General features: G+C 45.6%; 19 protein-coding genes. 14 read left to right on the forward strand and 5 right to left on the reverse strand.

All coding sequences use genetic code 11. The features are described from left to right. The first annotated feature begins 102 nt into the window (after positions 1 to 102). The 10 genes from RIC07_RS38555 to RIC07_RS38600 all read left to right on the forward strand — a co-directional run bounded on the left by RIC07_RS38555 (position 103) and on the right by RIC07_RS38600 (position 12,662). Positions 103 to 1,896 carry a sodium:solute symporter family protein gene (locus RIC07_RS38555; protein WP_446399131.1) on the forward strand — a complete coding sequence of 598 codons (1,794 nt, stop codon included), beginning with the start codon at positions 103 to 105 and terminating at the stop codon, positions 1,894 to 1,896. A 51-nt stretch (positions 1,897 to 1,947) separates the two neighbouring features. Continuing rightward, the gene (locus tag RIC07_RS38560; protein WP_446399132.1) at positions 1,948 to 2,112 is read left to right on the forward strand and encodes a hypothetical protein; all 165 of its coding nucleotides are present in this window, start codon (positions 1,948 to 1,950) and stop codon (positions 2,110 to 2,112) included. Between the two features lie 372 nt (positions 2,113 to 2,484). Beyond that, on the forward strand, positions 2,485 to 2,976 hold the full coding sequence (locus RIC07_RS38565) for a GNAT family N-acetyltransferase (RefSeq protein WP_446399133.1): 492 nt from the start codon (positions 2,485 to 2,487) through the stop codon (positions 2,974 to 2,976). A gap of 144 nt (positions 2,977 to 3,120) precedes the next feature. Then, complete coding sequence (locus RIC07_RS38570; RefSeq protein ID WP_446399134.1) at positions 3,121 to 3,879, forward strand: HEAT repeat domain-containing protein; 759 nt, start codon at positions 3,121 to 3,123, stop codon at positions 3,877 to 3,879. A 643-nt stretch (positions 3,880 to 4,522) separates the two neighbouring features. Next, entirely contained in the window at positions 4,523 to 5,101 is a 579-nt protein-coding gene (locus tag RIC07_RS38575) for a general stress protein (RefSeq protein ID WP_446382309.1), read from the forward strand. A 392-nt stretch (positions 5,102 to 5,493) separates the two neighbouring features. Then, complete coding sequence (locus RIC07_RS38580) at positions 5,494 to 6,999, forward strand: pentapeptide repeat-containing protein (RefSeq protein ID WP_446399135.1); 1,506 nt, start codon at positions 5,494 to 5,496, stop codon at positions 6,997 to 6,999. A 418-nt stretch (positions 7,000 to 7,417) separates the two neighbouring features. Then, positions 7,418 to 8,194, forward strand: coding sequence for an LEVG family PEP-CTERM protein (locus RIC07_RS38585; RefSeq protein ID WP_446399136.1), 777 nt, complete (start codon positions 7,418 to 7,420; stop codon positions 8,192 to 8,194). 246 nt (positions 8,195 to 8,440) lie between these two features. Further along, positions 8,441 to 10,231, forward strand: a complete 1,791-nt coding sequence (locus RIC07_RS38590) for an AAA-like domain-containing protein (RefSeq protein WP_446399137.1) — start codon at positions 8,441 to 8,443, stop codon at positions 10,229 to 10,231. 231 nt (positions 10,232 to 10,462) lie between these two features. Continuing rightward, the gene (locus RIC07_RS38595; protein ID WP_446399169.1) at positions 10,463 to 11,644 is read left to right on the forward strand and encodes an aldo/keto reductase; all 1,182 of its coding nucleotides are present in this window, start codon (positions 10,463 to 10,465) and stop codon (positions 11,642 to 11,644) included. A 214-nt stretch (positions 11,645 to 11,858) separates the two neighbouring features. Beyond that, complete coding sequence (locus RIC07_RS38600; protein ID WP_446399138.1) at positions 11,859 to 12,662, forward strand: EAL domain-containing protein; 804 nt, start codon at positions 11,859 to 11,861, stop codon at positions 12,660 to 12,662. 72 nt (positions 12,663 to 12,734) lie between these two features. Here the strand turns inward: RIC07_RS38600 and RIC07_RS38605 are convergent, their stop codons facing one another. From RIC07_RS38605 to RIC07_RS38615, 3 genes are all read right to left on the reverse strand, one after another. After that, complete coding sequence (locus RIC07_RS38605) at positions 12,735 to 13,508, reverse strand: glutamine amidotransferase-related protein (protein WP_446399139.1); 774 nt, start codon at positions 13,506 to 13,508, stop codon at positions 12,735 to 12,737. Positions 13,509 to 14,123: 615 nt separating this feature from the next. Then, on the reverse strand, positions 14,124 to 16,382 hold the full coding sequence (locus RIC07_RS38610; RefSeq protein WP_446399170.1) for a CHASE2 domain-containing protein: 2,259 nt from the start codon (positions 16,380 to 16,382) through the stop codon (positions 14,124 to 14,126). A 103-nt stretch (positions 16,383 to 16,485) separates the two neighbouring features. After that, a complete protein-coding gene (locus RIC07_RS38615) occupies positions 16,486 to 17,331 on the reverse strand; it encodes a DUF928 domain-containing protein (RefSeq protein WP_446399140.1) in 846 nt (281 codons plus the stop codon). A 420-nt stretch (positions 17,332 to 17,751) separates the two neighbouring features. Between RIC07_RS38615 and RIC07_RS38620 the strand changes: the two genes are divergently transcribed. Then, positions 17,752 to 19,512: an NAD+ synthase gene (locus tag RIC07_RS38620; protein ID WP_446399141.1), complete on the forward strand. Its 1,761-nt coding sequence runs from the start codon at positions 17,752 to 17,754 to the stop codon at positions 19,510 to 19,512. A gap of 149 nt (positions 19,513 to 19,661) precedes the next feature. Continuing rightward, complete coding sequence (locus tag RIC07_RS38625) at positions 19,662 to 21,509, forward strand: response regulator (protein ID WP_446399142.1); 1,848 nt, start codon at positions 19,662 to 19,664, stop codon at positions 21,507 to 21,509. 279 nt (positions 21,510 to 21,788) lie between these two features. Here the strand turns inward: RIC07_RS38625 and RIC07_RS38630 are convergent, their stop codons facing one another. Both RIC07_RS38630 and RIC07_RS38635 read right to left on the reverse strand, forming a co-directional pair. After that, complete coding sequence (locus RIC07_RS38630; RefSeq protein ID WP_446399143.1) at positions 21,789 to 22,523, reverse strand: WecB/TagA/CpsF family glycosyltransferase; 735 nt, start codon at positions 22,521 to 22,523, stop codon at positions 21,789 to 21,791. A gap of 436 nt (positions 22,524 to 22,959) precedes the next feature. Then, positions 22,960 to 23,298 carry a DUF3307 domain-containing protein gene (locus RIC07_RS38635; RefSeq protein WP_446399144.1) on the reverse strand — a complete coding sequence of 113 codons (339 nt, stop codon included), beginning with the start codon at positions 23,296 to 23,298 and terminating at the stop codon, positions 22,960 to 22,962. Between the two features lie 330 nt (positions 23,299 to 23,628). Between RIC07_RS38635 and RIC07_RS38640 the strand changes: the two genes are divergently transcribed. Both RIC07_RS38640 and RIC07_RS38645 read left to right on the forward strand, forming a co-directional pair. Then, the gene (locus RIC07_RS38640; protein ID WP_446399145.1) at positions 23,629 to 24,852 is read left to right on the forward strand and encodes a U32 family peptidase; all 1,224 of its coding nucleotides are present in this window, start codon (positions 23,629 to 23,631) and stop codon (positions 24,850 to 24,852) included. Positions 24,853 to 25,013: 161 nt separating this feature from the next. Beyond that, positions 25,014 to 26,222, forward strand: coding sequence for a U32 family peptidase (locus RIC07_RS38645; RefSeq protein WP_446399146.1), 1,209 nt, complete (start codon positions 25,014 to 25,016; stop codon positions 26,220 to 26,222). The last annotated feature ends 39 nt before the right edge of the window (positions 26,223 to 26,261 follow it).

The following is a 26,261-nucleotide window of genomic DNA, read 5'->3' on the forward strand; positions in this document are numbered from 1 at the left end:
AGTTGAGAGAGGTTGATCAAACATGAAAATCTAACCTCTAAAATTATCTGACCTAAAAGCGATGTATCATATCAAATTCAGGTCAAACGTTATCGCAAAAGTATGCAACAGGTTGATTGGTTGATTGTCCTGCTCTACCTGATTGGTTCAATGGGCTTAGGACTTTATCTCTCACGCAAAGCATCAGGGAGTTTGGTCGATTTTTTCGTATCCGGGCGATCGCTTCCTTGGTGGTTAGCGGGTACAAGTATGGCGGCGACGACGTTTTCTATTGATACACCGCTTTATATTGCCGGGGTTGTGGGTAATCGAGGCATTGCCGGAAACTGGGAATGGTGGAGTTTTGGCATCGCCCATCTGGTGATGATTTATATCTTTGCCCGATTGTGGCGACGTTCGGAAATTATCACCGACGCGGAATTGACTGAACTGCGTTATGGCGGACGAACAGCCGCAATTTTACGGGGAACCAAAGCCTTTTTATTTGCCGTACCGATTAACTGTATTGCCATTGGCTACGCTATGCTTGCCATGATTAAAGTGGTGGATGCCTTGGAACTTTGGCAGAGTTTGGGGATTGAACCGGGGGAAAATCTGAAAATTTTGAGTGTGGTTGGTGTTAGTGTTTTGGTTTTAATTTATTCAGGTTTTGCGGGGCTTTGGGGTGTAGTCACTACCGATTTTTTCCAGTTCTTCTTAGCACTATTTGGGGCAATTGTTGTCGCGATAACAGCAGTCAATCATGTTGGTGGAATTCATGTCCTTGTGCCAGAAGTACAGCGGCTCACTGAACAAGATATATTATCCTTTTTTCCGATAACTGATAATTTTCGCTGGAGTGAAACGGCGGGAATTACTGCCAGTACCTTTTTTGCCTATATCTTTCTCCAGTGGTGGACGTTTCGTCGGAGTGATGGTGGTGGGGAATTCGTGCAGCGTCTAGCGGCGTCTAAGGATGAAGCGGAAGCCGAGAAAGCCGCTTGGTTATTTAATATTCTTCATTATGTGATCAGAACGTGGCCCTGGATACTCGTGGCGCTGGTGGCGATTGTCGTCTATCCCGATTTATCCGACCGAGAATTGGGGTATCCGAAACTGATGTTAGATTTCCTACCCCCGGTGATGTTGGGGTTAGTGGTTACGTCTCTACTGGCTGCGTTTATGAGTACGGTATCCACCTCGATTAACTGGGGCGCATCTTATTTAACCAATGACCTATATCAGCGCTTTATCAGACCGAATGCTCAACAGTCAGAGTTGGTATTAGCGGGGCGAATTGCTTCAGTTGTGGTGACGGCATTAGGGGCGATAGCGGCGTTCTTTTCTCAGGATGTGGCAACCGTATTTCGGTTAGTGATTGCCATTGGCACCGGTCCTGGCTTAGTCTTAATCCTACGCTGGTTTTGGTGGCGAATTAACGCCATAGCTGAACTGACGGCAATGGTGGGTGGGTTTATTGTTGGGTTAACCACCAGTATCGTCCCGATTATTCAGATTGAGGAGTTTGGTTTGCGTCTATTGGTGACGACAGTTATTACCAGTGTGTTATGGATTACAGCCATGTTAGTGACACCGCCAGAATCTGAGGCGACGCTAGATGAATTTTATCGTCGGGTGCGTCCAGCCGGTCCCGGTTGGCAACGTCAACAGGAAAGCACGGGATTACTACCGATTCAAAACCTGGGACAGGATATTAAACGGGTATTTGCCGCCATTTTATTGTTGTTTGGTACTATGTTTGCGATCGGAGGGTTTCTGCTGCTACAACCCCTGACGGGTTGGGTGTCCCTGATTATTGCTGTGGGTGGGGCAATGTTGCTGCGTCAGCTTAATCGGAAAAAAGCTGTACCGATGCCTAGACCGGGATTAGATGATGGGGATTATGATTCCAAGTAGTTATAAGATAGATAACAATGGCGTTACCAATCTTTATCCAATTGGATACCTATGTCTATTTTCCGTCAGTATATTGCCCCTTTTTTGATCGTCTTAGTCTTTGTCGTCGCGTTACTTGCCGTTAGCGCTCGCATCTTTTTGCCCAATGATATGGCAGCGCCTGCACCTATTGAAGATGCAAATTCAGTAAGTATGAGGGGATTGGGGACGTTTTAAGTAGGGCTTGCTGCACAACCCAGAAACCCTGAGCCATCAATACTTTGAGGCGTATGGACAGTGGATAAAGTGCAAGGAAATGGGGTAGCATCCTTCATAAGTATGACATCACCTTGCTCAGGGAAAATGTACCCTTGCTCCCCCAGCTTCCCCAGCTTCCCCAGCTTCCCCAGCTTCCCCTGCTCCCCCAGCTTCCCCTGCTCTTTACCCCCCCACACCACTTATTCAGCAGCCCCTAACTCCCCCAGCTTCCCCTGCTCGCCATCGTTTCACCTGAAAAAGGGCGGGTTTAGTTCAGTTGAGGTTGTCTGCGAAACGTTATCGGTAAAACCCGCCCCTACAACCACACCCCTGCTCCCTTATTGCGATCAGATGCGTAAATTTTTAATCCCGGGCTATCAGCTACGAGTTGGCTCTCGACTGGAAAAGGCAACCTTGTTGAAGTTTCTCCAACTGAGTTATCAAGAGCTTTTCCCGCAACAGCAGGATTTTTCTCATTTAGAAGAGACAATACGGCGGTATTTTTGTCAAGACACACCGTTATGGTGGGTAGACTTAGCCAATCCTGAAGGTGACGCCGCACCATCAAATCAACCTGTCGCTGGTTTATGGCTGGGAAATGCCGTTGATCAGGTAAGCGGCGATCGCCATGCCCATGTTTTTTTACTCTACGTGATGCCAGAGCATCGGCGTCAGGGTATTGGTTCGGCACTGATGTATCATGCTGAAAACTGGGCTAGAGTTCGGGGCGATCGCCAAATTGGGTTGCAAGTGTTTGAGTCAAATCCATCGGCTGTGCGCCTTTATGATAAGTTAGGGTTCCAAACCCAGTCCCTTTGGATGGTGAAACCGCTGTCTGGATAAGAGTTCTGAGTGTTGACGCTTCACTTTTTCCCAGGGCATACTTTTGAGTGCGAGAATGTTCAGATGGATAAGTTGACAAAGGAAAAATAACAAATAACAAAGGACATAGGACAAATAACCGCTGAATAAGATATTTTTTTAAATATGTATGATAATAACGAGCTAAGATTAATCGAGGCGGCAGGTGAGCTAGACAGCCCTCTGGATGAAATCGAGCCAATTGATGACCACTCAGAAGAGACTCAACCCGATCCAGAAGCGATGCTGGCTCTGCTAACCGCCCCAGAAACGCCCCAACGGATGCTGGCGGCGCGGGCTTTTTGTGAACTTCAAGATGAACGGGCAATTCCCCATCTGATTAATTTATTAAACGATGTCTGTCCGTTGGTACGGGTTAGTGCAGCTTATGCATTAGGACGCAATCCTGATCCAACAGCCGTAGATCCTTTAATAGAGCAACTGAACCGGGATTGGAATGGGTATGTGCGTAAAGGGGTCGTTTGGGCATTAGGCAATTGCCGCGATCGCAAAGCATTGCCCAGCTTGATTGATGCCTTATGTACAGATATCTCTGCCGTGCGTTTGTGGGCAGCAAGTTCCCTGGCACAGATGGCAAAGCTAGACTATGAGGATATCGTCGCCTGTGTTCCCCCATTAATTACTGCCTTAAAGCAAGACCCCATGGCAGCAGTACGCAGTAACTGTGCTTGGTCATTAGGACAGCTTTGTCGAGAACTACCCTCTAATGCTATCTATGCAGGTGCAGTTGACGGTTTAATTGAAGCCTTTGCCGAAGATGAAGATATGGGCGTGCAGGAAGATGCAAAAGCGGCTCTGTTGAGAGTGGGCGATCCCCGTGCCTTGCAGATGATTGAGGAAATTGAGCTAGACGGATTGTTTTAAGGGATTGGTCATTTGTCATTTGTCATTTGTCATTTGTCATTTGTCATTTGTCATTCGTCATTCGTCATACTCGCTTCCCTTCAGAAGCAAGCTACGTCTTATTTTCTTTGTTGAAGGTGACTTGCACTCTAATCGGGGCGGGTTTAGTGATATCAGGGTGACAACCTTCCCGTTAATGGTAAAATCCGCCCCTACACGCTCTCCCTCTGCTCCCTCTGCTCCCTCTGCTCCCTCTGCTCCCTCTGCTCCCTCTGCTCCCTCTGCTCCCCCTGCTCCCCCTGCTTCCCCTGCTTCCCCATCTCCCTCAGCTCCCTCTGCTCCCCCAGCTCCCCCTGCTCCCTCTGCTCCCTCTGCTCCCTCTGCTCCCTCTGCTCCCTCTGCTCCCTCTGCTCCCCCAGCTCCCCCTGCTCCCTCTGCTCCCCAGCTCCCTCTGCTCCCCCATCTCCCTCAGCTCCCTCTGCTCCCCCTGCCCCCCATCTCCCTCAGCTCTCTATTCCCTATTGCCTATCAACAGCTTCTCTCTACAGACTGATGAACTTTTTGTGTTCTCTTACCAAAATAGAAAGGTGAATAAAAACGCAACAATAATCCGAGTCCTGCATTCTGACAGGTTGATCGGTTTTGAAGTATAGGGAGAAAAAATATGGCTGTAGCACAATCACAATTAAGACATGCAATTGGCGTCTTTCCTAGTCGTCAACAGGCAGAAAATGCGCTCATGGAACTCAGAGATAGAGGATTTGATCTGGATCGAGTTTCCGTGATTGCTAAAGACGCCAGCCTCAATGAGAAAATTGGCGGTACGGATCTCCATAAAAGCGGTGGCAACCAAGCAGGAGAAGGCGCAAAAGCGGGTGCGGCTGCTGGCGGTACTGTAGGCGGTTTCCTAGGTTTAATTGGTGGTCTAGGCGTATTAGCAATTCCTGGAGTCGGTGTAGCTACAGAATTAGGAGTTGTTTTAGCGAATACCCTCTTAGGAGGCGTTATTGGTGGCGCTGGTGGTGGTTTAGTTGGTGCTTTGATTGGTTGGGGAATCCCCGAAGATGCTGCTAAACATTATGATGAGCGAGTTTCCGTCGGCGATTATGTGGTTATTGTAGAGGGTACAGAAACCGAGATCCTGAATATGCAACCCATTTTCCAAAATCGAGGCATTCAGGATTGGGCTATCTATAATGCACCTGGCGTCAACACCAATCCTCAAATGGGCAGCAGGGTGTAGGTATAAGGATGGGCAATGTTCATCCGATAAGATTGAAGAAACGGTGGGGATAAGTCCTCACCGTTCGTTTTTTGGCTTGATATCCTCCCCAACCTATCTCCTCTTATGAGCTTTTGTGTTCCTTACCGATTTGCCCCACACCCCACACCCCACACCCCATACCCCATACCCCATACCCCACACCCCACACCCCATACCCCATACCCCATACCCCATACCCCACACCCTGCCTACCTTTGACGCGAGCTTGTCACCCCTTCAGACTGATGAGACTTCCGGGTTTATAGTTCTAGGCAACCTATTCACCAAACCCTTATTATGGAAGCATTTCAGTTAAGTGTGTTTCTTCTATCTATAACGGATGTGTAAAGCGGAACTTGTCTAACGATTTTATGTCTCCACAGACGAATGAAGACTATCTTGCCTTACTCAGGCAAGGGGTGGAGGTATGGAATGCGTGGAAAGCGCACCACCCGGATATCCGACCCAATCTCAGCTTTGCTACGGGTAAGGGCGTTACCATCCAAGGGGCGAAACTCAGTGGCGTTGATTTGAGTCGGGCAAATCTAAGTCAGGCAGATTTGAGTAAAGCGGATCTGATTGGCGCAAACCTGAGTGAAGCATATTTGAGTGAGGCATATTTGAGTGAGGCGGATTTGATCGGTGCAAACCTCACGGCAGCTGATCTGAGAAATGCTGACTTAATTAGTGCCAATCTCATTGGTGCGAACCTGAATAACATCTATCTTAGTGGTGCTGATTTGACTAAAGCCAACCTCAGTGGTGCTGATTTAGTGGGGGCAAAACTGATTGGCGCTAAACTGAGTGGCACCAATCTGAGTGGGGCGAATCTGAGTGGGGCGAATCTGAGTGGTGCCCACCTTGTCGGTGCAAACCTGAGGGGGACGAATCTCAAGGGTGCTAATTGTAGTCAAGCCAATCTGCGGGGCGTCAACTTACAACGCTGCAAAGCCTTCAACACCGATTTTCACCAAGCTATATTCACCGCCGCCTGTCTGGAAGACTGGCACATCAATAGCGGGACAAATTTAGCCGAGGTGATTTGTGAGTATGTTTACTTACAAACAAATCAACACGAACGCTGTCCCCATCAGGGAACATTTGCCCCGGGAGAATTCACCAGGGTTTTTCAAGTTCCCTTAGAAACGGTCAATTTAACGTTCCGCAATGGTATTGATTGGCAAGCCTTCTTTGCCGCTTTCCAAGCCTGTCAAGCCCAGGATGGGAGTAACATCCTCACGATTCAATCCTTAGAAAATCGCCCTGATGGGATATTAACCATCCGGATTGCCATTCCTATTGATGCCAATCGGTTGGAGGTTGAGCATTTCCTTAATCGCGAGTACGATGCCCAACTTGAGGTGATTGATAAAGACTATCGTTATCAGTTACAGGTGAAATATGAGCAAGTGGCTACCTATCGTCAGCAGAGTGCCAACTTAACCGAGATTCTGCAACGGTTGGCGGAGAAAACCGTGAATCCTGCTCAAACGATTAATGTAGAGGCAAGACGGTTAGTTGAACCCCTCACGCCTTACCCCTCTAATCAGGGTGAGTCTGTGGAAAATTGCCCCTCTGGAAATTCTGCGATCGCACCCGCTTATACTCTAGAACAAAAGCAACGACTGACCGATACCGCGACCAAAATTCAAAAGTTACTCCAACAGCTCGATCAAACCTATCCTACGAATACGCCTCTGGAAAAACAACGGGTGGTTATCGAGGTGCTAGAGAGGATTGAGCAGAATCCGATGCTGAAAGCTTCAGTCGTTGAAGGCTTAAAAGGCGTGCAGACTGAGGTATTAAAAGAATTGATTGATCATCCTTTAGTCAATGTACTGCTGGCAGCGTTAGAAGAGTATCAGAAAATACATTAACGATTCTTAATAAAAAATGAGCGTTGCACCCAATAAATATAAATTTTTATTACTAAAAGTCTAGCATCATGAGCAATCCATCCTAAACTTTATACAAGCTTGACAATAAAGCCAAATAGTAGGAGGAATAGTTAAAGATTCAATAAAAATATTGATGACAGGCTATCGCTGAACAGGTTTGCCCTTAGAATTAAATTATAGCCAGATAAAAACCGACCTGTTTAGACTCAGAATTTGCTGTTGGTCACTTAGAGGTCAGCTCTCTAAAAAATATAGTCAAGTTTAGTATAAACAACGACATATTTTTTTCCGCATTCCGCTAGTTGAGGAGTGTCCCCTATTCACCAACACTATTCTTGAGTTTTAGTCCTGTAACATTCAAGTTAATCTAGTGCAACAACAAAAGGAGAGCATCTCCATGAATACTCAAAAAATTTCCACTTTTTTCCGCCATACTGGTACAATTGCCTCACTCGTCACTGCGGCTACAGTAGCTACAGGGTTTATGGCTCCATCTGCTTCAGCCCTTTCGTTGGTTCCGCAGGAGGAAGGCGAGGTTGATGTTGGTTTAGGTGCTTGTTTATCACCGTCCTCAGAAACTGGCGATCCTTGTAAATACTTAGAGCTTTCTTCCTTGATAGGGAGTATCGAAAGTCTAGTTGATGATTCTACTGGGACGAAGAGCCGCCTATTTGTTGACAAATCTGGCACTCTGAATACTTATGGTGCCGTACAGTTTGCACCATTTGATACTGGTACTCCACAAGGTGAGTTTTGGTTCCGTCCAGCTGCGATGATGGCAGATGGTGTCACACCACTACTGGAAAGTGGACAATTAGAAGTCGGTACATTTAAGGTCAACTTTGCCGAAACGCTAGACAGCTTAACAGTTCGCTGGTTTGATACCGAATACGACGGCGATACCAGCTTCGTTGTTGATGGTGTCTTTGGCAGTGTTTCAGGTGTTGTTCCTGCAGGTCCAGATCAGAATATTTATGAGCAGACATTCACAAATGTGAGTATGCTCACCCTTGACTTAGGCGAAAAAGGCGGATTTCTGGGGACTGGTGATGGAGTTGACTTCCAGCTAGAGACAACGGCAGACATCCCTGAACCGGCAACTACTCTGGGTTTAGGTGCTTTAGCGTTGATGGGTGCTTTAGGTTTACGCAAGCGCAATAAGAATTTGTCGTAGTCTCTGAAAACTAGGACAAGAGTTCTTAGCAAAAATCTACTCTAGGGAAAAGTACTTTTCCTTAGAGTATCGTTTTTTCGTTTTCCTAGTTTATCTGTCAGTTAGGGCTGGGGCAGTTAAAGCCGTGTTCTATTAGCTTGGCGATCGCACCCCTCCCTACCCAAAAATCCGCAAACAGTGGCTCATATCGACTTTTACAGGGACTGGCATTTATGATCAATGCAGGATCACAAGCTGGTTTAAACAATGCCGCGATCGCTCCAAGTTCACTCTCACTCTGTTTCCCGCGTTAAATCGTCCCTCTTGCGGAATGGCTTTCCTAGTCAGAAGCTTTTGGCTGAAGCCTTGAGTATCTCCCAATCCACCGTGAGCAACTTTCTCAACGGCAAACCCGTGGATTATATCAATTTTGTGGAACTGTGCGCCGCATTAGGGCAGGAATGGCGAGATATTGCTGATTTAGAGACTCCATCTGCTGCTTCGGAGGTACGGGAAATCAGAGCAAAAGTGCTGATGAGTGGATACCCGCCCCATTTTAATCTGACGAAAACAATACAACAGGCAATTTGTCAAGCGGGTCATGACGTTTTTTTGGCGCAGCAAAATACTGCCCTGGATAACTACTTAAAGCTATCCGATTACTTGCTGCTGCTGTTATCCCAAACCACCGCCGTTAGCGAAATGGTACTGGAACAAGTTCGGCTGGCTAAGACGTTACACCACATCACGCCCCAAAAACCCGCAATTTTGCCCATTTTAGTGGACGTTTGTCAGAATGGAAATGGTATCAGTACCCCCTTACCTTTTGATTTACTCGGCTATCTCCAAGGCACTCAACCCTGGCACTGGCGTTGTCATGATGATCCGACGATTCTCGCCTCAGAAGTTCTCCAGGTTCTCAGCCAAGGGCGCACCGCTTTGCCAACGGATCATCAATTGGCAATTTCTTGGAGTAAACTGACTCCCCAAACACAGAAAAATACATCGCTTCATGCGCCCCTCCCTGTCGCTGCACCAGAATTACCCGAAGGACAAGTCGATCTTGACTCTACCTTTTACATTAATCGCCCGCCCATTGAATCAGTTTGTTATGAAACCATAACTCGACCGGGGGCATTAATCCGAATTAAAGCGCCGCGACAAATGGGAAAAACCTCTTTGATGGCGCGAATTCTGCGTCATGCTGAACAGCAGGGATCTCAAACTGTGGCATTAAGTTTACAACTGGCAAATCAGCGGATATTGGCAAATTCTAATACATTCTTAGAATGGTTTTGTGCCAGTGTGAGTTTAGCCTTGGGGCGACTCGATCCCGATCAACTGGCAAAATATGCCCAGTTAGCGGATATGATTGGCAGCAATCAAAGCTGTAAAGCCTATTTTGAACAGTATTTACTTCCCCATATTTCCACCTCATTGACATTAGGATTAGATGAGGTTGATCGCCTCTTTGCCTCTCCGGAAATTGCCGATGACTTTTTCGGGTTATTACGGGCATTGCATGAGGAGGCGAAACGGCGCGAGATTTGGCAGAAATTCCGGTTAGTAGTAGTGCATTCCACGGAAGTATATGTTCCCTTGGATATGAATAAATCGCCCTTTAATGTGGGATTACCGATTGAATTGCCAGAGTTTAATCAGGAACAGGTGATGGAATTAGCCAGACGCCATGGATTAGAATGGTCGGTTGAAACCGTGGACTCTCTCGTTACCTTAGTTGGTGGACATCCTTATTTGGTGAGACTGGCACTCTATCATATTGCCCGTCAGGATATGACATTAGAGGACATCCAGCAAACCGCGCCCACGGAAGCCGGAATTTATAGTGATCATTTGCGCCGCCATTTGTGGAATCTGCAAACCTATCCAGAATTATTGGACGCGATGAAAGCCATAGTGATGGCATCGACGCCAGTCCGTTTACCCTCGCAACAGGCGTTCAAATTAAACAGTATGGGACTGGTAAAACTCTTTGGTAATGATTGCACACCTCGGTGTCAATTGTATCAGCAATATTTTCGCGATCGCTTGGCTTAAGCCTGGGAAAGAGGTGATAATATGTTCCGTTTTCAGTTGATAGCCGTGAAGCGTTTCTGATGAGTAAAGCGCCAAAACCTGCCCCCATCCTAGTTTGTAGTGAGGACTTTAGTCCTCTAGTCAGAGGCGCTAAAGCGCCGACTACGAACCGCCAGATATTTTGATTTTGGCTAAAGTGAGAATAGGTCTAAAATTCACCATTCAAGCACTTGACTTATAATCATACTTATGATGCAGTACAGACGATTTGGACGCACTGAACTACAAATGCCAATATTCTCCTGCGGCGGGATGCGCTATCAATTTAAGTGGAAAGATATGCCCGCCTGGTTAATTCCTAAAGATAATCAACGTAACTTAGAGGCAACCATTCGTCGCTCGATTGAAGTCGGCATTAATCATATTGAAACAGCGCGGGGTTATGGTACATCAGAAATGCAATTAGGCAAAATTTTGCCCAAATTCCCCCGTGATCAATTAATTGTCCAGACAAAAGTTAGTCCTAAACCAGATCCCAAAGAATTTCGGCGTCAGTTTGAGCAGTCGTTGAAATTCCTGAAACTAGACTATGTTGATTTGCTGGGAGTTCATGGCATAAACACGCCGCAATTACTCCAGGATAGCATTCGTCCTGGAGGCTGTATGGATGTAGCGCGTCAGTTACAAGCCCAAGGAAAAGTGCGGTTTATTGGCTTTTCTACCCACGGTGCTACGGATTTAATTATTAAAACTATTGAGACGGATCAGTTTGATTATGTAAATCTGCACTGGTACTATATCAATCAATTTAATTGGGCGGCAATTGAAGCCGCTACTCGTCACGATATGGGCGTTTTTATTATTAGTCCGTCGGATAAAGGGGGAATGCTGTATAAACCGCCACAGCGATTAGTTGAACTGTGTAAACCCTTGAGTCCAATGGTATTTAATGATTTATTTTGCCTGTCTCATCCTCAGGTGCATACCTTGAGTTTAGGTGCATCTCGCCCTAGTGATTTTGATGAACACCTGAAGGCGGTTGAGTTATTGGATCAGGTTGATGAAATATTACCCCCAATTGTGGCACGATTAGAAGCCGCCGCGATCGCACGACTCGGAGAAGACTGGTTCAAAACCTGGCACATCGGTTTACCCAGCCACGAGGAAACCCCCGGCGGTGTGAATATCCCGGTGATTTTGTGGTTGAGAAATTTAGCGATCGCCTATGATATGGTTGAATATGCTAAAATGCGTTACAACCTTTTAACCAATGCGGGACACTGGTTTCCGGGTGCTAAAGCTAATCAAATTAGAAAAATCAACCTTCAGACATGTTTACACCGGAGTCCCCATGCTGATACAATTCCTATTTTACTGGAAGATGCGGATCAGCGCTTAGGGGGTACAACCGTTAAACGCTTATCCCAACAATAAACCGATAGCGATTCCACTTGAGTCGTAAATTTTTTGGTGAGTCAAAAAAACCTTAACTGGGAACAGAAGATTCCATAACTCATTGAGAATTGCTACATCAGTTTGTTTCGCCCCTCATTCACGCTTAACTGTTATCCCTATAACCTGTTCTCAAACCACCTTTCTGGTAGCATTTAGGTAAAGAGCAGCAGGTGGCAAATTGGAGGTGAAAAATGTGCAACAAAATATCTGTCAAGAATCAACCAGTCGTCAAGCCTTACAAACTGCCCTGATAGAAGATCGGTTTTGCTTATATTTTCAACCGATTTTCCCTCTCCTTCAGGGAGACGAGGGTCATGTTCACAAGGAAATTTTAATCCGAATGGTGGGACAAGATGGTAGAATTATCCCACCCAATTACTTTCTTCCCTGTGCCGAAGAATCAGGATTAATGCCATCCATTGATCGTTGGGTGTTGGAATCCTTTTTTAATGGTATTTACCACCCGAGTAAATGCATGGGTTGTTGGGCAAGGGATTATTATTGTGGGTGTATTATTGCGTTTAACCTGTCTGGTTCCAGTGTCAATGATGACAGTTTTCTCGACTTCCTGGAAAACGCCGTGATTAATCATCCGGTTCCTCCCAGTAGTTTAGTCTTCGAGATTACTGAAACGGTAGCCTTAATTAATATAGACAGAACCCGGCAATTTATCCAGCGTTTACAAAACCTGGGTTGTCAGTTTGCTTTGGATGATTTTGGTACAGGCATGTCCAGTTTAGCCTATCTTAAAGAATTACCATTAGATTTTGTCAAAATTGATGGCATGTTTGTGCGAGATCTCGTGCAGAATCCTATCTCTGAAGCGATTGTCTCGGCGATTGTACAAATGGCTAAGGCGAAGCAAATTAAGACGATTGCCGAATACGTGGAAAATGTGGCAATTTTGGAACGATTGCAGGCGTTAGGTGTGGATTATGCCCAAGGGTTTTACTTAGGCAAACCTACCCCAATTCTTAAGCGAACACCAATTTTTTAGAGCTGAATAAAGCACAAGAGAACTGGTATAATGACTTCTAGAATTAGTCTGGGGATGTGATTTTAAGCAATATCAAGCGGCTTGTATGAGACAGGGGTGGTGAGCAGCAAGTTGACGAGTGCCAGTGGGTTCCGGTATCCAGATGTCCAAAAAATCTTTGCACCAGTTTTCCATCGCGTGCTCATAAAGCGCGTACATTTGCATCTGTTCCTGCGGAGACTGAGCGCCATTCAGGTTCAGCCAACCTTGACCAATTTCAGTAATCCAGTGACGAATGATCTCTAAAGTGGCTTCCGGATGAAACTGCAATCCATAGGCATTTTTGCCATAGCGAAAAGCTTGATTGGGAAAGGTGTTACCTTGTGCCAGCAAAACCGCATCCTTTGGAACCTCAAATCCCTCGCAATGCCAATGATAGACATGTAACGGATTCCTCAAATAAGTTTGTCCAATTTCTGTTGGTTTGATCGGAAAAAAACCGATTTCTGCTCTCTTTTCAGGATGGAGAGCTACGGTTGCACCAAGAACGCGAGCTAATAACTGAGCACCGAGGCAAATTCCCAGAAATGGTTTTTGGGAATCGAGGGCTTTGGGAATCCATTCCAGTTCTGTACGAATAAATGGTAGAGTGTTACTATCGTTAGCGCTCATCACACCACCGAGGATGATTACGGCTTCATGACTGTCTAGGGTTGCGGGTAGGTTTTCTTGAAAACGTGGGCAGCGAATATCAAGTCTATAGCCTTTCTGCCTGAGCATGGGTTCAATACGCCCAAGTTTGGCATGTTTTGAATGAGTGATAACTAGAACGTTTTTCTGGGTTGGGTTCGAGGAAGCTAACAGCATTTGACTGATGATGAGTGTAGGTATTATACGGAGAATCGAAAGGATTAACTTAGGCGCGGTAATTGTGAAATCATCCTCTGACATTTGACTCCAAAACTATTCGGATTACTGGTTGCCAGACTGATGCTATCGGTTACGTTACAATTATTCCTATTCCCAGAGTTTAATCATCACGATTCTCTAATGAATTTGGACTAATAGTCAGGATTAGAAAAGGCAAAGCTTTGATGAGTAAATACAGTTGTATTTAATGAATACAACAATTAATTTGAGCTTTATTACTAAATAGCTTAGAATATCTCTGGCAGACTTGACAAGATATTGCGTTAAACTTTACTAAGTTTAAACAGTTGACCGGAAAAGTATGAAGGATTTATCAAGCTATTGTTTAAAATATGTAACTTCTTAATGAGTGATTACTATGCAAAATTTTATGAAATATTTCAAAAGCATTTATGTCAGCTTTTTACCTGAGGTACACAGACAGATACCCGACTTCTTCAAGAAGTCGAGTCGGGGATCTTGCTTAGAGACTGTACCTCATCAACCACCAAATCTGCTGTAAATACCGAACAGCTTACTCAACCCGAATCTCTAAAATATTATCGTCTATTATTAACTTTCGTTGTGAAGTTGGCGCAGTAACTTATAACGATTGGATAACATCGTTTCTACAGGGGGCGGTAAAAACGTAAAGTGAATATAAAACGAATGATCATCACTGAGTTTATCTAACACTTTGGCATAGATATCCTCACTCACTGAGATTAATTTATCACCCATAAGTAAATTAATCTTTATATTCGTCAAAGGTTTAATAAATTGTTCTGATTTAATCTCGCCACCTTTGGCAGAAAGTTTGACTAAAGTTCCTCGAAAAAATATATCGCTGACATGCTTGCCTTCCAAAAACGTGTAGTGTAAAGGAATCGAATCGACCAAGGGCAGAAATTGCTCATCAGGTTTAGCTAAAAACAAGTAGTAAGGTTTGCCAATTCCCCCCACTTCATAAATGGGAATAGGTTCGGGTAATCCTTTAGGTTGAACCCGTATCTTGCTATCAATTCTCACCCAAGTTCCCGCAGCATTTAGAGTAGACTGAGAGATAAAAATTTGACTGTCTGTCGTATAGGATTCGATGCGATAGGCTAAATTAACTTGACTCCCCACTACTCCATATTTTGTCCGTTTCGATGACCCAATATTTCCGACTACAACGTCCCCCGTATTAATCCCAATGCCCATGGTCAACGGAGGTAAACCCAGATGTTTCATTCGTTCATTAACCGATGTCATCGCCAACTGCATCGCCACCGCACAAGCGATCGCGCGTTGGGCGTCATCGTCACGAAGCGTCGGCGCACCAAACAAAACCAAAATTCCATCCCCAAGAAATTCATCAATTGTTCCTTGGTATTGAGTAATCACATCCGTCATCGTGCCAAAATAAAAGTTGAGAATATTCACCACTTCTTCTGGCGTTAAACGTTCAGTCAGGGCAGTAAACCCTCTTAAATCTGACGTTAAGATAGTAATCGTGCGCCGTTCCCCACCTAATTTAGCCCCTTCAGGATTTTCTAAGACATTCGCAACAACTTCATTGGTGAGATAACGTCCAAAGGTTTCGCGGATTTTACCCCCTTGATGGGCAAGATAACTGGTAATCGCCACCACTGAACCCGATAAAGCCAAAAGAGGCGGAACCACAGGAATCCACCACCCGATTAAAAACGCCCCATAAGTACTACCCAACAGGACACTTCCTGCCAGGATCAGTCTCAAAAATCGTTGTACAGAGACCCGTCGTTTTTTCCCCTGATAGCGTCCCTGCCAGGTGACAATAGCACCTACAGTAGACCAGAACAAAATCCACAGGCTTTCTTGCCGTTGAGACCAAGTTTGAATCAGGGGGCGTCCTTCTAAAGCTGCACTCAGGATTTGACTGGTAATATTAGCATGTAATTCTACCCCAGACATACGTTCGGGCAAAGCAAACCAACTGCTACTGTAGGGTGTAAAAATCCAGTCTTGGAAACTCTCCCCGACAAAGCCGATCAGAATAATGCGATCGCGTCCCCAATCGGGAGGGATACGATCCTCTAGAAGATCATTCAATGAGATCGTTTCAAAGTGTTTCTTGCTTCCTCGATAATTTAATAAGATTTGGTAGCCACCAGCATCCGTGCGGACATAACCCCCATCATTTTTTTTGAAGCGAGAAAACGTGCTTTTTCCCAACTGCCAGGTATTGGGTTCGCCAGGTATTGGTTTGGGGCTAATTCCTTGAGCATCAAGATAGAGAAGTGCTAGATAAAATCCGAAGCTGGGAATAACATCTCCATTGGCATCTTCAACTTGTAAGAGTGCCCGTCGGACTTTAGTATCGGCATCAAAGATGACATCATTAGCGCCCACTTGTCCTTTGGCTTTCAAGTCTGGGGGGGCGGCGACAGCATCCTGGCGCTTATCGCCAACCACTTTCTCAATCCCCACCAGATTGGGGGTTGTTTCAAAGACTTGGACTAATTCCTGATGACCCGGTTGTACGGGTAAATCCCGATAAACATCCAGACCAATGGCTTTAGGGTTATGGGTTTTGAGTTTAGCAATAGCTTGGGCATAAATCTGATCGGGAAGAATCGATCGAGAAAGTTGCCCAATTTTTTTCACATCCGCCTCATCAATCCCCACGATCCCAATTCGCTGATCCAAGGGTTCAGAGGGACGCCAACGCATATATTGGTCATAAGCTGTCCATTCCCAAGTTTGCAGCATCCCAGTCCACCGCAGGAGAATGATCAAACCCGTAATCGTTGGGGTCACTATCCAAACGCCGCGCCATTGCCAAAGCCACCGCTTACAGGATTTGTACATTTGACCCTTCACTTCGTTGGGCATGGTGCATGAGTTTGTAGGGGCGGGTTTCACTATTATCGTTTGTTGCTACTCTAATGTCACTAAACCCACCCCGACTAAGTTAGAGGGGTTTATTCAGTTCTCTCATCGCCTCAACATCTTGAGTCTCCTCAGCATCTTGAGTCTCAACCGAACAGGAGTGAACCCAACAGTTAATTGGAATATTATCCAACTCAACCGAGGTTAACAATTCTTGCATCTCATCTGCGATCGCGGAGTCATTAGGAAATTGCTGATAGAGTCGAGCTAAAATCATCAGCGTTTCTGCCCAAATCCTTTCTTGAGCATAGTTATATCCTTCCTCTTGGAGACGTTTTTTGATCCCTTCGGGTTCATAAACGAGTTGATCAAGAAGAGTGTTCAGTTCTTCGGGTGGGGCAATTCCCGTCTGCAGGGGTTGACGCTGAATCCACCCGCGAGCAAAATGATCCTGACTGCGATCATCAGTATTACACACTAAGGCAAATGTCCAAAGATACCGTTTTTCCGTTATCAGAGATATGTAATCAGGAAGCTTGAGTTCTACGATACCGGGTCTATGGGTTAGGGGTATCCTCGTATAATAAATTTCCTGGTTTTGCTCGTCCAAAAGTAGAAAATCGGCTGACTGGGCTGTCGTGGGAGGAACATACCAAAATAATTTAGGGTTGGGGGATATGGTGGTAATTAGATTATTCGTTGGCGTTAGCGCCGTTAATCTTCTATTCCCGGTAACACAAGGTATATTCGGTATACCTCTTTGTCCTCCCCCGCCAGTCCTCTCAGGGGCACCAATATCTTCTCCTTCAGGAAACTCTAAACTAATATCGAACGACTGTGCTTTGAGTCGAGGTGCGGCGAAAACCAACGCTAACCCGAACGTTAGCGTCATCCCACCGAGGTAGGTAAAATGCTTGAGACCACCCATGCTTTAATGTTCTCCTAATCTAATCCTGAAGTCTATTGCCACAGTTACTTTCAACATGATTCGCGGGAGTCCAGCGTTAGACTCGATCGGGTAGACAATGCTTACGTTGGAAGCTGACTCTTCCAAGTCCTCGGTTTAACGGAGTAAGCGAGGGTCATTGACTCCAATACATGACAGCTACCGCCACCGCCAGTTCCTGTCATCAGGTTTAACAGGTCAGCAAAAGCCTGTGATTCAATTGAGTTTTACCCACCCCGGGCAAGACTGTTTCAATGTACCTGCTTGTCTATATTTTATTTTGTGGCGGAAGTTTGAGGGAAGCGAAAAAAGCCAGATTGACACCAGATTAGACCAAAGACGGAATGACTAACGACGAATCCCATGTTAGCTTGAACCTAGCTAGCCTATTGTGTGTTTTCCATGAAACTTGCGATCGCACAACTCAATCCCACGATTGGCGACTTAACCAGCAATGCCCAAAAAATCCTTGATGCTGCCAATCAAGCAGCCCGTCAGGGTGTCCGCCTCTTATTGACGCCAGAACTCTCCCTCTGTGGGTATCCGCCGCGAGATTTACTCTTAAATCCCAGTTTTATGGAGTCCATGGCAGACTGTCTGGACAACTTAGCCGAACAGTTACCCTCAACCCTAGCAGTTTTGGTGGGAACGGTGACAGCGAATCCTAAAGCGGAGAGTTCGGGAGGTAAACCGTTATTTAATAGTATTGCCCTGTTGGAGGGCGGTAAGGTGCAGCAGGTGTTTCACAAGCGCTTGTTGCCCACCTATGATGTCTTTGATGAGAACCGTTATTTTGAAGCTGGAGTCCAGAGTAATTCCTTTACCTTAGAGGCAGAGTCAGCTACCCCGATTAAAATTGGTGTGACGATTTGCGAGGATCTCTGGAATGATGAGGAGTTTTGGGGAAAGCGCACGTATCAGTTCAATCCGATTACCGACTTAATCCAGCAGAATGTTGATTTGATCGTGAATCTCTCCGCCTCGCCCTATAGTGTGGGCAAGCAGCAACTGCGGGAAGCCATGATGCAACATAGTGCCAAGCGTTACCAGCAACCGATTCTCTACGCCAATCAGGTGGGGGGGAATGACGACTTAATCTTTGATGGGAGTAGTGTGGGATTTAACCGCGCCGGGGAAATGGTTTGTCGCGCCCCTGCCTTTGAAACCGATGTTTTGCTGGTAGACTTTGATCCAGTCCAAGGAGATTTACTCAAGAGTGCGATCGCACCCGCCCCCGAAAGTACCAATGCTCAAATTTGGTCTGCTTTAGTTCTAGGAATCCAAGACTATGCCCGCAAATGTGGCTTTAAACGAGTGGTGATTGGGTTGAGTGGGGGAATTGATTCATCCCTGGTTGCTGCCCTTGCCACGGAAGCCTTGGGCAGGGACAATGTACTCGGTGTGCTTATGCCATCTCCCCATACTTCTGAACACTCTATTAATGATGCCCTAGCGTTAGCCAAAAACTTAGGGATTAAAACCCATACCTTGCCCATTGGCGAGTTGATGCAGGGGTATGACCAAACCTTAGACCCCCTATTTGCCGGAACTGAATTTGGCACCGCCGAGGAGAATATTCAAGCCCGGATTCGGGGAAACTTGTTAATGGCGATCGCGAATAAGTTTGACTATCTGCTGATCTCGACGGGGAATAAGTCAGAGATGGCAGTAGGGTACTGTACTCTCTATGGGGACATGAACGGTGGATTAGCCGCGATCGCAGATGTTCCCAAAACCCGTGTCTATTCCCTCTGTCAATGGCTGAATTCCACTAAAGCAAAAGCACAGGAAAGCCAAGCCACCCCAGAACAATTACCAGAGCAATTATCGGATACTCAACCAGAAATTATTCCGGCGAATGTCTTAGCCAAACCTCCCAGCGCTGAACTCAAACCGGATCAAACTGACCAAGACTCGTTACCGTCTTATGACATCTTGGATGATATCTTACAACGTCTGATTCATGACCATCAATCTGCCCCCCAAATCATCGACGCCGGACATGATCCAGAAATCGTCCATAAAGTGATGCGAATGGTAGCGCGGGCAGAATTTAAGCGCCGTCAAGCCCCACCAGGATTAAAAATTACGGATCGGGCGTTTGGCACGGGTTGGCGGATGCCCATCGCCAGCCGTTGGGTTGCGTTTAAGGAATGTATTTAAAGTCAATGTTTGGAGTAGGGGTTTGGTTTCCAAACCTCTACTATTAAATTTTATTGAGGATTATGTACGTTTCATTCAAGAACCCATGAGAAAAAGGTGAAGATCAAAGGGAATACAGCATAATCCCATTCCCAATTTTTCCTTTTCCCATGAAGATTCTCATAGTAGATGATGATCCAGCGACAGCTTCACCCCTAATTGAAGCACTCACCGCCCATCACTACACTATTGAAGCCGCAACTAATGCTGAAGACGGACTGGAACTCGCTCAAACCTCTCACTATGACTTAGCTGTCTTAAATCTTACCCCCCAAAACCTAGATGGTATTCATCTGTGTCAAAAACTGCGCCATCAAGGTTCTCAAATGCCAATTCTCCTCGTCAGCGTCAAAGGAAGTAGCGCCGATCGCATTCGCGGATTAGAAGCAGGTGCGGATGACTATGTGATTAAACCCTATGATCTCTCCGAATTGATGGCGCGAATTCGAGCATTATTGCGGCGGCGTAACTCCACGGTATCAAAGGTGTTGACCTGGGAGAAGCTGCGGCTAGAACCGGATACAGGTAAAGTCACCTATAAAGGCGAATCATTACACCTAACGCCCAAAGAATACGGATTGTTAGAACTATTCCTGCGTCATCCTCGACGTATTTTTAGCCGTAGTGCGATCCTCGATCACATTTGGTCGAGTGATGAATTTCCCGGTGAGGAAGCCGTAACCACCCAAATTAAAGGGTTGCGACAAAAGCTGAAAGCGGCTGGGATCAAAATTAATTTAATTGAGACGGTGTATGGATTAGGGTATCGCCTCAAAGATGCACCCCTTCAGGAACAAGAGAACAAACAAGTCACGGAAAAAGTAGCAGATGGCACGTCTGAAGCGAAACTCATGGCGGCGGTTGCCAAAATTTGGCAAAAGTTCAAAGAAAGCCTCCCGGAAAAAATAGACGTATTGAGGCAAGTGAGTGTAACTCTGGCGACAGGAAGCCTAAATCAACAACTCTGTGAGAACGCCAAAATGGAAGCCCACCGATTAGTGGGTTCATTAGGATCGTTTGGTTGTGCAGAGGGTTCTAACATCGCCCGCGAAATTGAACAGCTTCTGCAGACTCCAACCCAAGCAACGCCGCAAGACGCCCATAAGCTAAAGGATTTAATCGACTCCTTGCAACAGGCGATCGCCACCAAATCCACCCTTGATCAGGTTACACCCCCTACCAGTGATCTGCCCTCGGCTTCTACTTTCCCAGCCCGACTATTAGTCATTGATGATGATCAGATCCTCAGCCAACATATCGAAATCGAAGCAAAAGCCTGGGGATTACAGGTAGATAGCGCCCCCCATCTCCAAGCCGCCAAACGAGCGATCGCGCTACATCCTCCTGATGTAATCTTGCTGGATCTCACCTTTGCTGACACTCAAGAAAACGGCTTTGAACTCCTAGCAGAACTCGCTATTCGACACTCAAACATTCCCATTTTAATCTTTTCCAGTCAAAACCACTTAAGCAGTCGAGTCAAAGCCGCCCGTTTAGGCGCTGCTACCTTTTTACAGAAACCCATGACTCCCCCAGAAATTTTGCAAGCCGTGACTCAAGCAATTAATCAGCAGAAATCGGGGGAGGCTAAAGTCTTAGTCGTGGATGATGACTCACAAATCCTAACCCTGCTGCGCCACGTACTGCAACCCTGGGGATTAAATGTGACCACTTTGGCACATCCCCAACGCTTCTGGGATGTCTTAGAAGCCGTATCTCCCGACTTACTAATTTTAGACGTAGAAATGCCGGAATATAGTGGAATTGAGTTATGTCAGGTTGTTCGTCATGACTTACGCTGGAGTAAGTTGCCCGTGTTATTTCTCTCCGCCCATACCGAAGTGCAAACAGTGCAGCAAGTTTTTACCGTTGGTGCAGATGATTACGTGAAAAAACCGATCGTCGAGGCTGAATTAATTGCTCGTGTTTTGAATCGGTTAGAACGTCGCTCTTCCTAGAACTAATAAAGGTCAGGTTTTTAAAGGGGTGGGGTGTGGGGTGTTGGGTGTGGGGTGTAGGGTGTAGGGTGTTGGGTGTGGGGTGTCGGGTGTTGGGTGTCGGGTGTTGGGAACAATTGAATTATGAATTCCCTGTTCCCTATTCCCTAACAAATGACGAATGACAAATGACAAATGACAAATGACAAATGACGAATGACGAATGACAAATGACGAATGACAAATGACGAATGACAAATGACGAATGACAAATGACAAATGACAAATGACGAATAACAATCAAGCAAACCGTTGTCCGATCGCTTTGAGAGCAAACTGCGGTAGCGCCATCATCCGTCGCCAGCGCCAAGGTTCTTGATAGAGTCGATACAGCCATTCCAAATGATTATTCCGTAACCAGACAGGCGCACGGGATTTAACCCCAGCCCAGATATCAAAGCTACCGCCAACGCCAATCCAAATCGCTTGAGGACACAAATGCCGATTTTTGGCAATCCACAACTCTTGACGAGGAACCCCTAAACCAACCAAAATTAATGGCGGTTGTTCTTTTGCCAACCTGACTTTGAGTTGCTCTTCTGCTTCTGGGGACAGATAGCCATCTTCAATTCCGGCGATCGCGAGTTTCGGGTATTGTTCTTGCCATATCTTCGCTGCTGTTTGGGCAATACCCGGTTTACCCCCATAGAAAAAAACTGGATAAGACTCACCCAATTCTCCCGCCTGTCGCAGTAACGATTCTGCCAACTCAATTCCCGGACAACGTTGCTGTCGGATACCGTGGAGGAGTAAGTAAAGGATGACACCCGCACCATCCGGGACAACTAATTCCGCTTGTCCGATTGAACTCGCCAAAGCTGGATTACACTCCGCCTGCATCACCATTTCTGCGTTCAATGTCACCACATGACACCCTAGGTTTTGCTGAAGGCGATTACCCAGCCAGCGATCGTAATCTTGGAGTCGGTGAACAGGTAGTCCCATGACAGGGAACGGCTTCGGGGTCTCACACATAATTAGACTGTTGCTTATCCTCCCTTCAAATTACCACTTAGCAGACTAGCTGATCCGGACAATGAACGCTAGCCTCGAATTGAAGTTGATCAAGCGGCTGCCAACAATGATAAGAGACGCGATACTTCGCGCCTCTGAAATCTATCTCTACTGGAATTTGTTTACTAGATGCTTTTGACCCAGCTCGCTGGGTACAAGCCAAGCGGTGCGAAAGGGCGTTCCCACTACCCTTGAGTCCACTTGTCTGATACTTCCGTTATAAGAGAAAATCTGTAAAGATAGTAACAAGTTGAGCTGCTCCATTATAAAGATTACAACAAGATTGTCCTTGGTCATCGGTATGTCCTGCCTCATTCTCATACTCAATCGGGATTGACTACCCCTTTTATGGGTGGGACAAGGCAGATGGCAGATGGTTTCAGACAACAAACAGACTTCAAAGGAGTAAAGCAAAATAATTAATCGCGTAATGTAGGGTTTGATCGACTTCCACCATCACCCATAACGGAACCTGGGGAACATCGGTTTTCCAGTCCCAATTGTAAGTGCGAACCCACAAACTGGAGATATTGAAAAAATCAATAATAATATGAGTACCACCAATAATAATCAGGGATTCTAACTTGTTAGTTAACAGACAGAAGGGCAACGTGTAGACTAATCCATGCAAAACAGCCACTTGCCAATCCTTCTTCTTGCGTAATGCCAAAAAAGAATTTTGCAGTAAAAAGTCTCCCGTGCGATGAGCGATAAATTGCAAACCAAAATCAATCATGGTTTATGGCATTCTCCAAAACAGGCTGGTTAGTCGTCGTAGATGTTACTTTATGATTACAGTGGCGTTGCCGTGAAAACTACGGGAAAAATACTGAGATTTGCAGCAGTTCAGCTAAAGCCTCCGGGTTTATACTGAGGTGCGAAGCGATTGACATTCCTAGAAACCGGGTTTCTCCTGAGGATGACAACGCAATATCAACCTTTCACCCAAAGAAATCTGGTTTCTTGACCGATGTCCCCTTGTGTGTGTAGATTCAGCAGTTTTCTGGATGCGATCGCGCTACGAATGTTAAATTAGGGCTGTTCCCGCTTATCCTTAAACCCAGACATGCTTAAACCTGAACTTCTCGCCCCAGCGAAGAATCTGGAACGGTTAAAAGTCGCCATTGCTTATGGTGCAGATGCAGTGTATCTAGGGGGACAAAACTATGGATTGCGGGCGCGTGCGGATAATTTTACGGACTCTGAGTTAGCCCACGGAGTCGAATATGCCCATCACCATGATGCCAAAATTTACGTCACGCTGAACGCTTTTCTCCACGATGCAGACTTTCAGGGACTCCCCGACTATTGTCAGTTTCTAGAATCCATTGGCGTTGATGGGGTGATTGTCTCAGATTTAGGCGTTATCCGAGTGGTTAAAACGAGTTCAAATCTACATATTCACCTTTCCACTCAAGCCTCTTGTCTCAATTCCTATAGCGCCCGTTTGTGGAAAGAGATGGGAGTTAAGCGCTTAATTGTTGGTCGAGAACTCAGTATTACGGAAGCGGGTTTAATTAGAGAAGAATCGGGTATTGACGTGGAGATGTTTGCCCACGGTGCAATGTGTATGGCGTATTCAGGTCATTGTACCATTTCTAATTTTACCGCAGGTCGCGATTCTAATCGGGGCGGATGTATTCAATCCTGTCGATTACCCTATCACTTACAAGATCAAGATAAGCAACCGGATGATTTAGTTAGCTTCATGTCGTCCAGGGATTTGTGGGGAATTTATCAGATTAGTGATTTTTTTAAGTATAATATTTGCTCATTAAAAATAGAAGGGCGGATGAAATCCTCATTCTACGTCGCCCTCACCTGTAAGGTTTATCGCCAATTAATTGATGCTTATGCCGCTGGAAGATTAGATGAACAGCTACTTAGCCAAGCCGCAGAAGAACTGCAATCAATTCCTAACCGAGACTATTTTTCAGGTTCCTTAGATACACCAGCAGATAAAGATTCAGTCTTTGGACAGTTATCGGGAATTAATACAGGAACTCACGCTTATTTAGGCATGGTTATGGATACGACGCCCCAAGAGATTATTTTACGGTTACTTGAACCGTTAGCCGTCGGTGATGAAATTGAAATTATCCTGTTTCAAGGAGAACCAATATGCTGGCAAGTTAATCAACTTTTTTCGATGACAGGTGAACCGTTAGAGTCGATGCGAAAAGACAGTATTGTGCGCTTACCTAAATCGGATGACTCCATGCGATCGCACAATATTGCCAAATTAAATGTCGTTCGATTCACCCGTTCCCCTGTAACCGTTGCTAGTTAACAATGTGGTAATTAATTTGGCAGAATTGCCATAGTGGTTACGAATGACAAATGACAAATGACGAATGACGAATGACGAATGACGAATGACGAATGACGAATGATGAATGACGAATGACGAATGACGAATGACGAATGACGAATGACGAATGACGAATAAAAATGCAATTTAATACCTTTGTTTCATCAATTGACGATTTAGAACGTTGTGTCAACGCTCCCCATCTGCATGAAGTATTATTAGAACCAATAGGATTAGCGCGACAGGGACAATTATCAAAAGCGAAGGTACATGATTTAGCCAAAAAAGCGTGGGAAAGCCAACTACGCCCGGTACTCGTCTGGGATGTGTTAATGCCAGAACGAGTCATGAAAACCATTTGTGATCAGTTAAAAAATTGGCAACTCAATCTCTTTGGTGCAATTCGGGTGTGTGATCCAGGCGCAGCGTACTGGTTGAAAACCCATTTTCCTGAGATTCCCATCCAGTTAATTGTTGAGACAGGTAATCACAATCTGGAGGCGTTGCAGGGATGGTGTGAGATGTTTTCGGATTCCTTGGAACGATTAGTCTTATCGATTGAACTACCGGAAGAAAAACTAATTGAATATTGCCAAACCTTATCGGTTCCCTGTGAATTGCTAGGTGTGGGACCCATTCTCTTATTTTACTCGCCGCGATCGCTCTTAGTAAACCCGTTGCTGGAAAGCCAGAATACAGAAGGAACAGAGGACACTGATTCTCTATACCGATTTAACCCAGACTCGCCTCTGTACTTAGAAGCGACGGCGGCTTTTGCGGATAACCCTAATCGCCATTTCCCAACATTAGAAACTGCTCATGGCACGTTTATGTTTTTAGACAAAGATCAGTTTATTCTGGATCGGTTAGATGGGTTACGTGAGGCGGGTTTACATACAGTCCGTTTGGACTTACGCCATCTGATTCAGGAGGACAATGTTGCTATTGATATTGATGAACTTTGTCGCCAGGTGTTAGAAAATCCGACCAAATTACGGGAAAACTGGTTCCGAGAAACACGCGCTCCTTTTTTCAAAGCGAACCGCACCACAGCATTATTTTCCCGGATGAAATCAAAACTATCTGAATACCGGAATGATGCCTGTTTAGCGGAAGTTCTAGCTGGCGAAAGTGGTAAATATGTGGTTTTTTACACCTGGCGTTCCTTCGAGACTTCACAGATTCAACGTATGGTTTTGCCCACGGGTGAAGAAATTGTTCCCCAAGACGTTATTTTTCGCACCATAAACGGCAAACCTGTTGATACCTTTGAACCGGAACAAATTTTAGTGACTGACTGGATTAAAAAAGCTGTTCCAGGTTCTCTTCTGTTGGGAAAAAAATCTTGATGATTCAGACATGTAGGGGCGGGTTTGACAGATAACAGT

This window comes from Coleofasciculus sp. E1-EBD-02 (genome assembly GCF_040218245.1).
Classification (GTDB): domain Bacteria; phylum Cyanobacteriota; class Cyanobacteriia; order Cyanobacteriales; family Coleofasciculaceae; genus Coleofasciculus.